Origin of the sequence: Clostridium sp. HGF2, from assembly GCF_964240115.1 — a bacterium.
GTDB lineage: Bacteria > Bacillota_I > Bacilli_A > Erysipelotrichales > Erysipelotrichaceae > Clostridium_AQ > Clostridium_AQ innocuum.
Genome location: NZ_CAXSSO010000001.1, coordinates 35,694 through 51,668, shown reverse-complemented (window position 1 = coordinate 51,668; position 15,975 = coordinate 35,694). Strand labels below are relative to the sequence as shown.

Below are 15,975 nucleotides of genomic sequence, written 5' to 3'. Positions count from 1 at the left end.
CTTCTCCTTTCCTATCCGCTTATCATTTTACCAACATCACTTGGCGACTCATTCGGTACCAGCTGATAATACATCGGTATATGCTTATTCATGATGCGCTGCATACACTCGATTTCTTCTTCACTTGCTGATACATTGCGATTAAATTTCCTGCGGCCTGACTTTGCCCCCATTCCCCCCAGAATCACTTTATCCAGCAGAATACCTTCATCAAGTAAAGCCTCAACCACCTGTGGAGTCTTTACCAAAATGATAATTCGTTCTTTGTCCTCAGCCTCCTTTTTCAACTCACACACTCCGTTTTCTATATTGTATATATCAATACGAATATCAGAAGGTGCTGCTGCTTTAATGATTTTCTGCAGGAAAACATCCTTCACCAGTGCCTCATCAATGATTACAATACGATTACCCTCAGTCTGCTTTACCCATGCCGTAACAACCTGCCCATGAATAAGACGGTCATCAATGCGGCATAACACAATATGTTTCATGTTTAGTCCTCCTTCAGCATTTCATTAACATGAATGAGCGTTTTCATTCCCTGTGACATTATGTGTGCGATCATCATCTTCAGCTCCATCTGCGTTCTTGAACAGAGAATCTCTAGTAAAATGGGAAGATTGATTCCTGTTAGGTGCTCAAATGTGTGATCCTTCATCAATGACGCTGTAACATTAAACGGACTTCCGGAACGCATATCTGTTAGAATCAATACTTCACTTCCTTTCCGCGTACAGCTGATTGCCTGCAAAATAGAGTCCCTCAGATGTTCGACGCTTTCACCTAAATAGAAGCCGAATGCCTGTACGTTTTCCTGTTCCCCCATGATGAGTTCACTGCTTGCCAGCATCGCTTTTCCATATTCGCCATGTGTAACGATTATGATATCAATCATATACAGCTTCCTCCTTTTCCTTTCTGATGTCATCTTATCATCGTCCCTTTCAGGTGGTCAAAAAAGTCCCTGTTTCAACACACTCAGGAAAGCGTGTGAAGAAAAAAGAAACAGATTTACCAGCTTTTATTCCGATAACTTCCAGTGCAAGCATACACAATATGTATACATTGTAAAAAGCAGACACACTTTTAGACTTTTTTATGCATTTTTATTCTTACTGTGTTATTATGAAGAAGAAATCAACACAAAAAAATTAAGGAGGTCGTGATTTCATGAGTAAACGCAAGGAACTGATTCTGAAAGCAATTTATGCGCACACCTTGGAATGTCTGGAGGATAAGCAGTATGATAAGCTTGGAATGGATGCCTCCTCTTTGGCGATGGATTTGCGGCTTGATCGATCAAATGTATCCAGAGATCTCAACCTCCTGCATCAGGAAGGCAGACTGATCAAGCTCAATGGCAGACCAACACTATATGTTTCACGCCAGCTTTTGATGAAGTATTTTCCCGAGCAGAACATACCCGCCGTTCTTTCCAAGGATCAGCAGCTTACCGATTTTCTGACCAAGCAGCAGCGTCAGAATGAACAAACGCAGATGAAAGAATCTCTGGATACATTGATTGGAAAAAACATCGGTGAAAGTATGTATGAGCCGATTCAAAAAGCTAAAGCAGCAATGAATTACCCATATAGCGGATTAAATACCATTATCGAGGGGCAGGAGGGAACCAACCGGAAGAGTTTTGCACAGCTCATGTTTCTATACGGCAAACAGAATGGACGATTTTCTTCCTTTCATTCTCCGATTATTGCAGACTGCAGCCTTTTAAAAAATTATTCTGTTCATGATTTGGATTTGTATGTATTCGGAGAAATCATCGACAGCCGACTGCGCCGCGGTCTGGTGGAAAAAGCTAGGCAGGGGATGCTCATACTGCTTCATTTCGAACAGCTTCCCGATTTAATAAAGATAAAGATATGCAATGCAATAACAGAAGCGCAGTACCATCCACTCAACGCTGTCAATCGCAGATTTACATTTCAATGCCAGGTGATTATCACGACCTCCTCACCTGAATTAAAAGAGGAATCCATGATCCGCCGCTGTTTTCCAACGCTGATTTCCCTGCCTTCACTACAGCAGCGTACACTGGAAGAGACCGTTATGCTGGTTCTTAAGCAGTTTCAGGAGGAGGCTTATTTCATCAAGCGAGCCATTCGCATATCAAAGGGAATTTTGAGCTGCTTCGCAATGTCCTCCTATAAGGGAAATCTGCCGCATTTAAAAGCTGAGATACGCAGTGCATGTGCAAATGCCTATACCCGTTTGATAAAAGAAAATCCCTTATGTATCACTTTGGATTTCGCCGATATATCAAACACGGTACTATCCGATATTTATGATGTAAACGAGCGTTATCAGCAGTTGAATACGATTTTAGCTTTATTTACACATAATGATTTCTACTTTTCCACGATGAAAGAGAATGAAGAATTACAGATGCTCTATCATATCAATGAGGAATTGAATCAGAAAAAAAACATTTCTATAAACAATGCAAAGGGTGAAATTGTAAATCAGTGTCTGAATGATATGAATGCATTCATGAATGTTCACCTGAATACCATACGCTCTGTTTTATTGAAGGATATTTATGATTTATTATATCCTGTTTTACAGGATAAACCTATTTCGCGAAATGAAAACATACTTTATGGAATGTTAAGTAAGCTTTCTGAATTTATCTCAGCTTTCAAAGAAGACACGGTTCCGGCGATTACAGATGTTGGGGCGATCAGCATTGCACGAAAAAAAGATTACCTCTTATTTGACGAAATTCAAGAAGCTGTTTCTTCACGCTTTAATTATACCTTCACAAAATGGGAGCGTGATTATATTGCGACCTATGTTTATCTATCCAGTCAATGGCTGCAGGAAACGCAGGTACAGCTTCTGATTGTTACAGAAAATGGCCGCTCCAAGGAATATGCACGTTATCTGCATTCGCATGATTACGGGAACCAGATTCTATCTCTGGAGTTGGATACACAGGTATCCCATGATGCTCTCTTATCCATTCTGACAAAGCATGTACAGGAAAGTGATAAGGGGAAAGGCGTTTTGATCATTACGGATTGTAAGGATATCAAGCTGCTGGAGGAGGAACTACAGACTTTGTCAAATTGTCATGTACGCGTCGTCCCAGACCTTGACCTGCCGCTATTGTTAACACTGTTAAAACGTGCAAGCAGTATCGGAGCAACCTTTGAAACCATTCTTCAAAAGGATGCCGAAAATCCGATTGCTGAAACAGAAGCCAAGGACTCTGACAGCTATGCAATGCAATTGATTCAACAAATGGATGAAACCATTTTAAGCGATTCCCTTGTCTTTCTAAATCCGCGTAAGTCTTCCCAAATACTTTATAAAACATTAAATGCCATTATAAAGCAGCTGCAGCTTCCTTATTCAGACAATCTGTTGATTAAGTTTATTTTTCACTGCTCCTTTACACTGGAGCGCTGTATAAAAAATGAGCCACTTTCTTTTCCGAAGATGAAGGCATTCATAAATCGCAATAATTATGTTTACAATATCATTGAGCGGAATTTTCATGAGGTTCAGGAGGTTTTCGATTGTACGATTCCTCCTTCTGAGTTTTCATTTATCACGGAGATATTTCTGCCCTTAACAAAAGAATAACGATTATTCCTGAGCTGTTGAACATACTTTTCAATTCGCCCAAAATCCTGATAGTTTAAAAATGAGGTTATCTGTTGAACTGTTATGATTTTAAAATATAGCGCCTCTTTCGTTGAAATTTGCACCGCCATATCAGTGACGATGATAACCTCGTTGTCTTTCTGCAAAGCGATTACCACTTCATTATGCATAATTTCATCAATAAAAATATGTTAATCTACATATTTTTATCAATAAATATATGCAATTTAACACACATACAACATCAAGGGCATTTCAGAACTTCGTAAAAAAATATCATGTAAAGCATGCCTTCCTTTTTTCAAAGAAGAATACAGGAGTATCTATTGATGGAGTCATCAAACACCTGCCACTGTATATGCTGGAAATCATACTGGAGCAGGAACCGGATATGTTTTCATAAAGCAACAGGCAGATACATTTTAATCCGATATCCGGCTAAGTACCTTCTCCGGGTAAAAAAGCGGAAAGGTAAAGCAAGCCTACATACAGACTGAAGTGTGTTTCGTTGTAATAATAATCTCATATGGAGTTCAAAAAAAGACTTATACTGGTATGGAATATTATCCATCACTGTAATAAGTCTCTTTTCTTTATTAAAATCAGCTACTCAAATCTTAGCCTTCAGAATCCCCATGATTTCGTTCTTATCCTTACTCGTACGTAGCCGCTCGACCTGCTCCTGTTCCATACACACAAGCGCGATTTGTGAAAGCAACTGCATATGTACTCCATCTCTGCCTGCAATTCCAATCATGATATATGCCTTTTCTCCATCAAAATCAACCCCCTCTGGAATCTGCAGTACCGATAAGCCGGACTCGAGAATATGCTGTTCACTATTCGCTATTCCATGGGGAATCGCTACATGATTCCCTACATAGACAGATACAAGACGTTCCCGTTCCATCATATCTTCAATATAGGCCGCCTTAACATACCCCTGCTTCACAAGTATTTCACCGCATGCCTGTATGGCACTCCAGCGATCCGCGTATGCAGCCTGCAATATAATATTATCCTCCTGTAAAATAGGCTTCATCTTTTTTTCTGTTTTCATTCGGATTTTTTCAAGGAATCCACAAGTCGATCATATGCTTCAGAATTCAACAGATTATCCACCGCGTAGACTGAATTTTTCTTCCCGTTTGTCTCAAGTACATTTTTCACACGTGCTTCCAACGGCTGTGTAGTTACGATTAAATCTCCAGCTCTTGCATTTTCACAGAGCGTCGCCACAGAGGAATGCATAACTTCTATATTCAGCATGGCCTTCTGCAGCTTGGTCTTCATGATAGATTCCCCCATGACACTTGATCCCATACCAGCATCACATGCGTAAATAATTCTTTGTACAGCAGCACTATTCTGCTTTGGATCAACGACTACCGCACCTGCACCTGGCATATCGAATCCATAGTCCAGCTCAATAAGTACTGCTTCATCCTCGGTTTTATCCATTTTTAGGATGAAGCCTGCGACCAGCATAGACACCGCCATACCTGCGAAATAGGAAATAATATTAACCAGCATTGCATCCTTTGGAGAAACAGACAGCAAGGCAAAGAAGCTACCCGGTGAAATTGGCGCTACAGTTCCACCTCCGAATACCTGTATGATAAACAGAGAAACCATACTTCCTGCAATCTGTCCCAGAATAACAAGCGGTTTACTTAATACGAATGGATATACGACCTCACCGATACCACCAAAGAAGTTGATGAAGGCGGCACCAGGTGCTGCTTTTTTTGCCGTTCCCTTACCAAAGAAGGTAAATGCAAGAGCGATGCCCAATACACATCCATTATTTGCTTCTATCATAAACAGCAGAGATTTCCCTGCTTCCGCTGCCTGTTCCACACCCAAAGGAATCATAATACCATGATTCACAGCATTATTCAGGAATAATACCTTGGCTGGCTGTACAAATACAGCAATCAGTGGAAGAAGTCCTTTATTGATTAGGAAATCAACAGCTGTGCTTAAGATACCCAGCAGAAATTCAATAACCGGTACAAAGGCAAAGAAGCCCAGTACCATTAAACATACGCCTACGAGTCCCAGGGAGAAATTGTTGACCATCATTTCCATTCCCGGCTTAACTTTTCCCTCAAACAGCTTATCTACCTTTTTCAAAACCCATGCGGCCAGCGGTCCCATGAGCATTGCCCCTGCAAGCATGTTGATATCAGCTCCCAGTATTACTCCCATCGTGGCAAACGAGCCGATAACACCACCACGCTTTTTGTGTACGTTATACCCTCCAGTGTATGCAATCAGCAACGGCATCAGATATTTCATAGTCGGAGCTACCATCTGGTTCATAGTTTCATTTGGCAGCCACCCGGTCGGTATGAATAATGCAGCTAATAATCCCCATCCAATAAAGACCCCAATATTCGGCATAACTTCTGCGCTTAGGAAAGCTCCCATTTTCTGAACTTTCACTTTCTTTGAAGTATTCGTTTTCATAGTTCCTCCGTTTTTTATTATATGTTAAGGATTAAAATCATTTAATTTTATAGTTATTGCAGATTTGCATGGCGATTGTTCATATATTCTGTTGAAATCTTTTTCTCTTCCTGAAGACAGGATGTGATGGCATCCCCTATGATGAGTACCGCCTGTTCAAAGAGAGAGCCGGCATGCTGAGATGTCCTTACCTTGGTTTTTGCCGGTATACACAAATAGGTGTCGCTTATCTTGGGATTTTCACAGAGAGAGGATATCAGAACCACATGTGCCTTCTGCTTTTTTGCCGCTTCCATATGATTCAGTGTAACCTTGGTTTTTGCGCTCGATGACACCGCAAACAGAACATCGTTTTCCTGTATGGAGGGTGTAGCAGCATCCCCTGCGACATATGCTGCATAGCCTAGATGCATAAAGCGAATGGCCAGTGCCTTGACCATGTTTCCGGATCGCCCCATTCCGCTGAAGAAAATTCTATTTGCCGAAAGACAGGCGTTTGCTACAGCTTGCAGCTGCCCCTCATCCAGTGCATTCTGTATTTCCCGCAGTTCATCCAGATTCGCTGCAATGTGTCTGCCTACATTCATATCATTTGCTATCCTTACGCTTTACCGGATGGCCACCAATCGTCCCTCGCAAAGCCGCTATGCACTGCATGGATAGAGAATCTTCCTGCTGTGAACGAAATCTTGCCTGTAAGGCCGCTGAAATTGTAGGAGTAGGTACCTTCAGACGTGTTGCTTCTTCTATGGTCCATCTTCCCATACCGGAATCTGCAACGTAATCTGCAACACCCTCCAGGGCCACATCCGGCTGCAGGGCTTCAATCACTTTTCCCAGAATATGAGAACGGATGGAACAGCCATTTTGATATGCCTGAAGACTGCCGAGCACATCCACATCAATTTCAGAGGACATCAGCATTTCATATCCTTCTGCATATGCCTGCATAATCGCATATTCCACACCGTTATGTATGGTTTTCGCATAATGCCCGGCGGCCGTTCCACCACAATGAGCATAACCGCCCGGTGCAGCTAAAGATTTTATGAATGGAATCATACGCTCATAGTCTTCTTTTGTTCCGCCAATCAGCATACCACATCCCTTTTTCGCGCCGGCCACTCCTCCGCTGACGCCGATATCCATAAATCGGATATTCTTTTCCATGAGGTAATCAGCTGTTTTTTTCGTATCGCGAAAATCAGAATTTCCACCGTCGATAACCATATCGCCTTCCTTTAACAGCTCTGAAAGCTCTTTGATAATGGTATTTGTAATGGTTCCGGGCGGTGTCTGAAGCCATATAATGCAGGGCTTTTCCAATGCATTCACCATCTCCTGCATACTTGCTGCAACCTTGATCCCCCTCTTTGCAGCACGTTCACATGCCGCTTCACAGGTATCACAGCCAATCAAAGCATGTCCGTCACTGGCAGCTCTTGCGGCCATTTCCAACCCCATTTTTCCTAAACCGATAAATCCGATTTGCATACGCCTTATCTCCTTTTATCATCAGTCGTTATAATTCTTGAATTTCTTCATATTGGTGCTGATTTCTAAAAGCTTCTCTGCAACGGTATCCTGTGACTGCATGCAGAAGCCAACATATAGAACATCAACAAGACTGTATTCTGCTATTCTGGAGATCAGCGACTGCGGCTTATAGCTGAAATTTCTCGACAGCGTATATAAGCATACATCCGCCAGCTTTGTTAAAGGAGATTGAGAGAACTGTGTGATTGCAATAATCTTCATGCGATTTTCCTTTGCTACCTTCAATGCGGCATTTAGCTCCGTATTGGCTCCCTCATTGCTTACAACAATAATGGCATCCTCTTCATTTCCCACTGAGGAAACAACCGCCTGTGTATGCACATCTGTAATCAGCTCCACCATCATGCCGATACGCATGAATTTATGGTAAGCATCCTGTGCAACGCTGGCAGAACCGCCAACACCTGTGAAGATGACTCTTCTTGCATCCCGAATGATTTGAAATGCTTCTTCCAGATCATCCTCGCGAATAATTTTGCCGATATCCTCAATCGTCTCGATGTTTTTCTGTAGAACCTTCTTTGAAACGGTGAGAATATCGTCATCCTCCTCCACACGTACATATTGGGAGCTTTCGCTGGCTTCCATATCTCTTGTAATCGCCAGCTTTAAATCCTGCAGCTTATCGTAGCCCATTTTTTTTACAAAACGGGTGATTGCCGCAATGCTCGTTCCAATATCTTCTGAAATATCCGTTATGGACATGCGTGTGAATCTATCCGGATGCTCTTTCAGATATGTTACGATTTTTTGATCGGATTTCGTCAGTGCATCCTCCATATTCGTCAGCTGTTTTTCAAATAATGCCAATTTTGTTGTATTCATTTGTATCTTCCTTTCCCTCCAGAATAGCATCAACCTTCTTTCTTCATGCAGCGCAGCCCGGGTAAGCGTTCACATGATGATCAGGAACAATTGTTCACAACGTTATTGTAAATTATTATCATTATTGTGTCAATATATTTTGATAATAATTTACATTATTGTTTTTTAAATCCTTCCTCTGAATTCATATTCATATGAAAATAATACCGTATTTATCGTATGAATGAAGGTGATTTTCAGTTTATACCTTATTCCTTATTATAACATGTGCGATATAGATTATCATATAAGCGTGATAATTATTTTCATTTTCCTAACCAATATAATCTCTCTTGTTTTTCAGGTCGATAATTCCATCCTGTTTTCACAGACTTGATGCATACGAAAAAGAGAATCCAAAGCATCTATTGAACTAGAAGCTATGAATTCCCTTTATGTATAGTACCTATAGTTGCGTAAAGTACCATTAAAACCAAAATATCTTTATGATGATCAAGCTAATGTTATTAAAGCTGCATTATGTTCATTTTAGAACAATCCCTCAATATGCCCCTTTTCATCGATATCCATGTTATTTGCCGCAGGCACCTTTGGAAGACCCGGCATCGTCAGTATCTTTCCCGTTAATGCAACCAGGAAACCGGCACCAAGACTCGGGCGCAGCTCACGAACCGTAATCGTAAAATCCTTTGGAGCCCCATATACCTTCGCATCATCGGACAGTGACATCTGCGTTTTCGCCATACAGATCGGCATCTTATCCCAGCCAAGGGAAGTATACAACGCAATTTGTTCCTTCGCCTCTTCTGTAAATGCCACTTCTTTTGCGCCATACACCCTGGTCGCAATTGCTGTAATTTTTTCCTCAATGCTTTGTTCCACATCATACAGCGGAGCATAGCTGTTTTCCTCTGCACAAAGCTCCACCAGCTGATTGGCTAGATCAAGCGCGCCTTCTCCGCCCTTTGCCCATACCTGAGAAAGGCTCATCGGATGCTGATGCTCTTTACACCAGTTCTGTAATGCTTTCACCTCTGCAGGAGTATCGCTCGCAAATTCATTGATTGCTACGATATAAGGCAGTCCGAACTGCTTTACTGTATCAATGTGCTTTGCAAGATTTTCACACCCTGTCAGCATCGCTTCCACATTTTCATCCTTCAAATCCTCATATGCTACATTGCCGTGCTGCTTCAAGGCACGAATGGTTGCTACAATTACCACTGCATTTGGCTTCAGCCCACCGAAGCGACACTTGATATCCAGGAACTTTTCAGCTCCAAGATCAGCACCAAAGCCTGCCTCTGTCACCGTATAATCCGCAAGCTTCAGACATGTTCTTGTCGCAAGAATGGAATTACAGCCATGAGCGATATTGGCAAACGGACCGCCGTGAATCAGTACAGGATTATGTTCCAGTGTCTGTACCATATTCGGTTTGATGGCATCCTTCATAACCATTGCCAGAGCCCCTTCAATGCCAAGGTCCTTTACATAAATCGGCTCCTTCTTTGAATTAAATGCCACCAGCATATTGCCGAGGCGCTCCTTTAAATCCATCAAAGAAGTAGACAGACAAAGAACTGCCATCACCTCACTGGCCACCGTGATATTGAAGCCGTCCACACGTTCCACACCATTCGCCTTCGGTCCCTGTCCAATCGTAATGTGACGCAGCGTACGATCGTTCATATCCAGACAGCGTTTCCATGTGATGTTTTCTATATCGATATCCAGCTCATTTCCCTGATGAATATGATTATCCAGACATGCGGAAATCAAATTGTTTGCTGTTGTGATTGCGTGCATATCCCCGGTAAAATGCAGGTTAATATCCTCCATTGGTACAACCTGGGCATAACCGCCGCCGGCAGCTCCACCCTTCAGACCGAAAACCGGACCCAGACTTGGCTCACGAAGCGCGATCATCGTCTTTTTCCCCAGCCGGTTTAACGCATCCCCCAAACCAACAGTCGTTGTGGATTTTCCTTCCCCGGCCTTTGTCGGATTGATTGCGGTCACCAGAATCAGCTTACCATCTTCCTTGTCTTCATTTCTATGCAGCAAATCGAGAGATATCTTTGCCTTATAATTACCATAGTATTCCAGGTCCTCTTCACCCACACCGATTTTTGCCGCAATATCACGAATATGCTCCATTTTACATTCCTGCGCAATTTCTAAGTCTGTTTTAAACATAGCTTCCTCCTTGTATATTTCTCTTATCCTTATTCAGTAAGCTTCATCAAGCCCCACAGATCATTCTGCTTCGCAAATACAACCCTCTGACTTGGTGCTGTGATACTTTCGATGCCTTCATACAAATATTCTTTCTGGTCCTTCGTATATAGTCCAATATACGGCTTTTTCTCTACCTTCACATAGGTATCATTCAAAACATCTGCCGCAGCATACGCAAAATCGCTTATCAGCTTCCCTGTTTTATCCATGATAGCCCATTTTCCATCCTTTTTTACAGCATTTAAAGCTTCCAGTGCCATATGGGGACGATATACACGCTCCTTCATATGTACAGCTTCATATACGGTTTCCGAATGCAGCTTTCCCTTAGTGACAAGTACAAATCCTTCCTCTGTTCTACTATCCTTTCCGTCTTCCTCACCTGTTATTTTCAGATTGACTGGCAGGAAGAAGACATCTGCCTTTATATCAGCACAGATCGTTTCCAAATCCGTTTTTTCCTCTACATATGTGGATGTATTCATATCATAGCGAATAGCATAAACATTTTCACCTTTATCATCAACATAGTAGCTGGTCTGCGGCCCAACAATCCCTGTCCAACAGCCCTGATCATAGCCCTCAACATGGAGTAGCTGTGAGAGATATTTCAAATCTCCATCACCGCCTTCCATGACACCATAAGCATCATCTATGAAGCAGGTCTGAAACTTATACTTCATAGCAAGCAGAAGATCGCCATTGGCATTTATGAAGCCTTCCCTGTTTCCATCATTCACAAGAAAGCCCTTGTCGTACAAAGCGATTGGATCCGTTTCATATGCAGCAAACGGTTCTTTCACCCAGCTAATCTGCTGTATCTCCCCCTCAGATACCTGATCTGCTTCCTTCTTTGGCATCTCCTTTGATGTGCATCCAAGAAGTGCCATGCCTATGCACACAGATGCAAAAAGCGGCTTCCAGTTTCCCATAGCTACATATCTTTCTTTCCAATATCATTTCTGTAAAAGAGCTTATCACAGTGAATTCTATGTACATCCGCATATGCTTTTTCATATGCTTCCTCCAGTGTATCCGCTGCAGCGCACACGCACAGAACACGACCGCCGTCCGTTACCAGACTGCCTTCCTTTTCTGCCGTCCCCATGTGAAATACCATGGAATTCACATTCTCCAAATTTTCAATCACAGCGCCCTTTGTACTGGAAGCAGGATAACCCTCACTGGCCATAACAACACCAAGCGTAACCCTGTCGTCCCATTCCAGCTCTGTCTTGGAATGGTTCATAATATTCTCAATCACGTCACAGAAATCCGTTTTCAGCCTCGGCAGGATAACCTCTGCCTCCGGGTCACCAAAGCGTGCATTGAATTCGATTGTTTTAACACCATGCTTTGTCAGCATCAGCCCGCCGTACAGAAATCCGGTAAACGGATGCCCTTCCTTCACCATTGCCTTCGCCATCGGTATCATAACTGCATTCATCGTTTCCTCAATAATATCCGGTGTTATCTTCTTAACAGGAGAGTAGACACCCATACCACCGGTATTTGGACCTTTATCACCGTCATACGCCGCCTTATGATCCTGTGCAACCTCCATCGGAAGAACCAGATCATCACATACAAAGCAAATCAAGGAGAATTCAAAGCCCTCCAGGCATTCCTCGATAACAACACGGTTTCCCGGAATACTGAACGCGATTTCGATTGCATCCAATGCTTCCTTTAATTCATAAGCAACCGTAACACCCTTTCCTGCCTTCAAGCCGTCTTCCTTTATGACAATCGGCACGCCCTGATGCTCCACATAGCCGATTGCATCCGCTTTATTGTCAAAGGTCTGGTAGCTTGCTGTCGGAATACCATACTTCGCCATGATTTTCTTCGCAAAGTCCTTGCTGGACTCCACCTGTGCCGCATCCTTTGTCGGTCCGAATATCTTTAGTCCCTCTGCCTGAAACGCATCAACGATTCCCAGTGACAGCGTAGCCTCCGGTCCGACTATCGTTAAATCTATTTCCTGTTCCTTTGCAAATGCGGTTAAGCCCTTTACATCACTGTCCGCAATATTGACACACTCCGCAAGCTCTGCCATTCCGGGATTTCCCGGAGCTGCATAAATCTTCTTTACCCGGCCGCTTCTGCTTACCGCATGAACCAGTGCATGCTCTCTTCCGCCTTTACCGATTACCAATACTTTCATCAAACAATCGCTCCTTCCGAAACATAAAAAGCATGAAAAGTCACAGTAAACCTTCCATGCATTGAGCCAAAAAGTTTACTTGTAGTTCGCCAATTTACGGTCGGCGAGTAGAGACGAATCATCCAATCATGTTTCTATACAAGTAATATTTCCACTCTTATTTTACTTTATTTTGTACAACATTACAATTCCATTTCAGGAAAGTTTCGGGAAAGCACTCAATCTATAATCACATGATAGTCTATTCCGAATTCTTTATGAATCGGCAGCACCTGTTCCCCATAATAAATTTCCTTTCTTCCATCCTTTTCAAACGTATATTTCAGATTGGTATAAATATAATCATATGCTGAGAAATCCTGATACGGTATTCGAATCCGATAGCTTTTCTCATCCTCGCTAATTTCCACTGCCTTGACTTTCAGATCCCGATTAACAGGCTCCACCGTTTTCAGACGACCATATGCTTTCTTTCGTATACGGATATTTATCACTTGTTCCTCCGTGTTTCCGAAAAACTCAGACTCCTGCAATGCTTTTCCCTTCACATATCGGATATCATACCGTCCCAGATCAGCCGTCCTTTCTTCCCCGTTTTCTGTATACTGGAGTGTTTGAAAACGGACACGACTTCCCTGCTTCATAGGCACATAGACGGTTAACGGGGCAGCTTCACAAAACCATACAGCAGGATCCATCGGCTGCTTCATATCAAAATCTATCAGCTGCGGCTCTGTGACAGTATTACGCGAAGGCTTACCCTCTTCGAGCATAATACTCTCCACCTCATACAATGAGGTCTTGCTATATTCTACACTGTTGTGTAAAAATTCAGCCGTTGAAGCTGCAGGCTGGAAAGCAAACCATAAAAGAAGAAACACCACCACTAACAGAGGCAGAAGCAGAAGTATTTTTTTATTTACTTTCATTTTGTATCCCTCCATTTTCTACAGTAAAGCGAATCTCTTCATGTATCGAATTTTTATTTTCTTCTTCCGTTATATTCCGCAGCTCCAGCTTCAACTCGGAAGCATCACAGGATTCCTGCATAGTTCCTCGAACCATGACATATAGTTTTTTATCTTTGGGGTTCATTATCATATTCGTTGCATATGTACCACCGAAAATATCCTGCAGCTCTATATAGTAATACTCCTTTAAATCTGTTGCGGCACGTTCATAGCTGATGATATAAACGTAGTCCTTTTTATTCTTTATCGCATACTGCATCCGGATTCCATGCTTAAGCTCCTGTTCATGATATGAAACTGATTCCCTGCTTTTCAATGCTTCCATGTGTTTCAGCTCTTCTGTAATCGTTTGTACATCGGCATTTAGGTCAAGATAGCTTTCCGTCGTGAAACAGCTCCTTTGTTTCGTGTCACCTGGCTTTGTGTTCCATGCGAAAACAAGCAAGCTGCAGGCTGCAGCCAATATTGCGTAAGCAAATAATACGGTTTTCGGGGAAGGCAGTTTTCTTACAGCTTTATCGAGCAGTGCAGCATTCAGATTTTTATCATAGCGATATCGATACGCAATATAAAGAAGAGCTCCGCCTAGGACGAGCAGAACCAGAACCCACGGCCATTGCGTAAGGGAGGCTGTAGCTTTCTGTGCAATCGTATCCATTCTGTTTACAGTCACACAGCAAGGCGCTGAAAGCCTCTGCCCGCGGTTTGATTTCCATTCCTATAAAGCTCAACAACACCTCGTCCATACCGTTGTATCCTTCTGCCGCTTTTTTCAAAGGTATAACAGAAATTTGTAGCTGTCATATCATATTCCTTTGGCAGCTCATAGCGAAGTATAACTCTTGTGTCTGTATCAAAATCGCCATATGTATTTCTCTGTATTTCAATTTTTATAGGAGCATCCGGATTCACAGCTTCAACGTGGATCAGTCTCCCTGCTGCCTTCGTATTTACATCAATATACAGCTCTTTTTCCTCAGAATCCCAGTTCTTTGAAATGGAGGCTTCTTCAAAAACCTCTCCGCTTTTTTCTATTTCATATATACCGATATCCGCCGTTTTCTCCTCCTGATCCTTTTGATAGGTGATTTTGGAAAAGCTTACCTTCATATCTTTAAACATGGGAAGCTGAATTCCATAAGCATAGAAATTCTCATCCTCCATAGGTGCTTCCTCATCAATCACATAACGAGGATCAACCACAGCGTCTGCCTTGTAATCTGCGATTCCCGTTACCCTGACACCTTCACCGCCTTCTTTTTTAAACCGTACTATAAGACTTTCCTCCATGTCCTCTCCCGGAAAATGAAATCGAATACTTGATTTCAGAAATGTCGCTTCCTTCTGCACAGGTGCACACCCTCCTATACAGCAGAGAATAAGCAGCCCTGCAATTCCTGTTAATTTTTTCATCGATGGATACCTCCCTTTTCAATCGTGTAGCTGTCATAATAATCGACACGATTCTTATTTTTCCCCCGGGTATAATTGTATATGTGAATGCTGCGCTTCTGTGCTGCGCAAGAATCCTTGATTGTTCCTGTGGTCATGGATATGATTTTCCGCGAATCCGCCTTGATTTCCCCACTGGTCCAGCCGCTGTCCGTACGATTACGGATTATTATCTGTTCATCCCTTTGCGGTTCTCTCAGCAGATCATACGTAACGACATATACATATTCCTTGCGATCATTTACTGCATAGGTTACAGTTACATGCTTATTCGGCTTTTCCTTCTGCATGCTAAGGGATTTGCTGCCTTTTTTTACAGCCTCAAGCTGTTCCTTAACCATAGCTTCATCCACTCCTGCATACTGCACCGTATCATACATATCACATGTCGTTTCACTTTGCTCTGCTTCACGCAGATAATAATAGCCCATATACCAGGATAGCGTCAGGATCGAGAGAATCCCCCAAATGCATACCACTGTCCGGACTGTTAATAAATGAATCTGCTTTTCCGGTGTTTTTAAATGTTGATTGACCCGCAGCTCATAGTAATGCTTATAAAGGACATAAACCACCAGACCTGCCAGTAAAAGAAGTAGAATAAGCAGAAGCAAACCGGTGGATGATTGACTGTCAAACAAAGTCTGTAGCATATGCATC

General features: G+C 42.5%; 15 protein-coding genes and 1 riboswitch. Of the genes, 1 reads left to right on the top strand and 14 read right to left on the bottom strand.

Features of this window, described 5'->3' with window-relative positions:
• Positions 1-11: 11 nt before the first annotated feature.
• Together ACESPQ_RS00255 and ACESPQ_RS00250 are read right to left on the bottom strand one after the other, a co-directional pair.
• A complete protein-coding gene (locus ACESPQ_RS00255; protein ID WP_257308430.1) occupies positions 12-494 on the bottom strand; it encodes a PTS sugar transporter subunit IIB in 483 nt (160 codons plus the stop codon).
• Positions 495-496: 2 nt separating this feature from the next.
• On the bottom strand, positions 497-898 hold the full coding sequence (locus tag ACESPQ_RS00250; RefSeq protein WP_373143739.1) for a PTS sugar transporter subunit IIA: 402 nt from the start codon (positions 896-898) through the stop codon (positions 497-499).
• 275 nt (positions 899-1,173) lie between these two features.
• Here ACESPQ_RS00250 and ACESPQ_RS00245 point away from each other — a divergent pair, with 275 nt between their 5' ends.
• The gene (locus tag ACESPQ_RS00245; RefSeq protein ID WP_373143738.1) at positions 1,174-3,609 is read left to right on the top strand and encodes a PRD domain-containing protein; all 2,436 of its coding nucleotides are present in this window, start codon (positions 1,174-1,176) and stop codon (positions 3,607-3,609) included.
• Positions 3,610-4,240: 631 nt separating this feature from the next.
• On the opposite strand, the gene ACESPQ_RS00240 is transcribed toward ACESPQ_RS00245, so the two are convergent.
• The 12 genes from ACESPQ_RS00240 to ACESPQ_RS00185 all read right to left on the bottom strand — a co-directional run bounded on the left by ACESPQ_RS00240 (position 4,241) and on the right by ACESPQ_RS00185 (position 15,968).
• The gene (locus tag ACESPQ_RS00240; RefSeq protein ID WP_242406658.1) at positions 4,241-4,672 is read right to left on the bottom strand and encodes a PTS sugar transporter subunit IIA; all 432 of its coding nucleotides are present in this window, start codon (positions 4,670-4,672) and stop codon (positions 4,241-4,243) included.
• Positions 4,673-4,686: 14 nt separating this feature from the next.
• Entirely contained in the window at positions 4,687-6,102 is a 1,416-nt protein-coding gene (locus ACESPQ_RS00235; protein ID WP_109769921.1) for a PTS mannitol transporter subunit IICB, read from the bottom strand.
• A gap of 53 nt (positions 6,103-6,155) precedes the next feature.
• Positions 6,156-6,689, bottom strand: a complete 534-nt coding sequence (locus tag ACESPQ_RS00230; protein WP_002606406.1) for an SIS domain-containing protein — start codon at positions 6,687-6,689, stop codon at positions 6,156-6,158.
• Between the two features lies 1 nt (position 6,690).
• Positions 6,691-7,596 carry an NADP-dependent phosphogluconate dehydrogenase gene (locus ACESPQ_RS00225; protein ID WP_002606407.1) on the bottom strand — a complete coding sequence of 302 codons (906 nt, stop codon included), beginning with the start codon at positions 7,594-7,596 and terminating at the stop codon, positions 6,691-6,693.
• Between the two features lie 21 nt (positions 7,597-7,617).
• Positions 7,618-8,484: a MurR/RpiR family transcriptional regulator gene (locus ACESPQ_RS00220; protein ID WP_002606408.1), complete on the bottom strand. Its 867-nt coding sequence runs from the start codon at positions 8,482-8,484 to the stop codon at positions 7,618-7,620.
• 528 nt (positions 8,485-9,012) lie between these two features.
• A complete protein-coding gene (locus tag ACESPQ_RS00215; protein WP_002606409.1) occupies positions 9,013-10,683 on the bottom strand; it encodes a formate--tetrahydrofolate ligase in 1,671 nt (556 codons plus the stop codon).
• Positions 10,684-10,712: 29 nt separating this feature from the next.
• Positions 10,713-11,657, bottom strand: a complete 945-nt coding sequence (locus ACESPQ_RS00210; protein WP_002606410.1) for a hypothetical protein — start codon at positions 11,655-11,657, stop codon at positions 10,713-10,715.
• Between the two features lie 2 nt (positions 11,658-11,659).
• A complete protein-coding gene (gene purD, locus ACESPQ_RS00205) occupies positions 11,660-12,892 on the bottom strand; it encodes a phosphoribosylamine--glycine ligase (protein ID WP_002606411.1) in 1,233 nt (410 codons plus the stop codon).
• A 62-nt stretch (positions 12,893-12,954) separates the two neighbouring features.
• A riboswitch (purine riboswitch) is annotated at positions 12,955-13,054 on the bottom strand.
• A gap of 56 nt (positions 13,055-13,110) precedes the next feature.
• On the bottom strand, positions 13,111-13,821 hold the full coding sequence (locus ACESPQ_RS00200; protein WP_002606412.1) for a hypothetical protein: 711 nt from the start codon (positions 13,819-13,821) through the stop codon (positions 13,111-13,113).
• Positions 13,808-14,536, bottom strand: a complete 729-nt coding sequence (locus tag ACESPQ_RS00195) for a hypothetical protein (RefSeq protein WP_002606413.1) — start codon at positions 14,534-14,536, stop codon at positions 13,808-13,810. Before ACESPQ_RS00195 ends, ACESPQ_RS00200 begins: the two co-directional genes overlap by 14 nt.
• Positions 14,533-15,276: a hypothetical protein gene (locus tag ACESPQ_RS00190; RefSeq protein ID WP_002606414.1), complete on the bottom strand. Its 744-nt coding sequence runs from the start codon at positions 15,274-15,276 to the stop codon at positions 14,533-14,535. The genes ACESPQ_RS00195 and ACESPQ_RS00190 overlap by 4 nt, the downstream gene beginning before the upstream one ends.
• Positions 15,273-15,968 (bottom strand): hypothetical protein, encoded by a 696-nt coding sequence (locus ACESPQ_RS00185; protein WP_002606415.1) that lies wholly within the window; start codon positions 15,966-15,968, stop codon positions 15,273-15,275. Before ACESPQ_RS00185 ends, ACESPQ_RS00190 begins: the two co-directional genes overlap by 4 nt.
• Between the last annotated feature and the right edge of the window lie 7 nt (positions 15,969-15,975).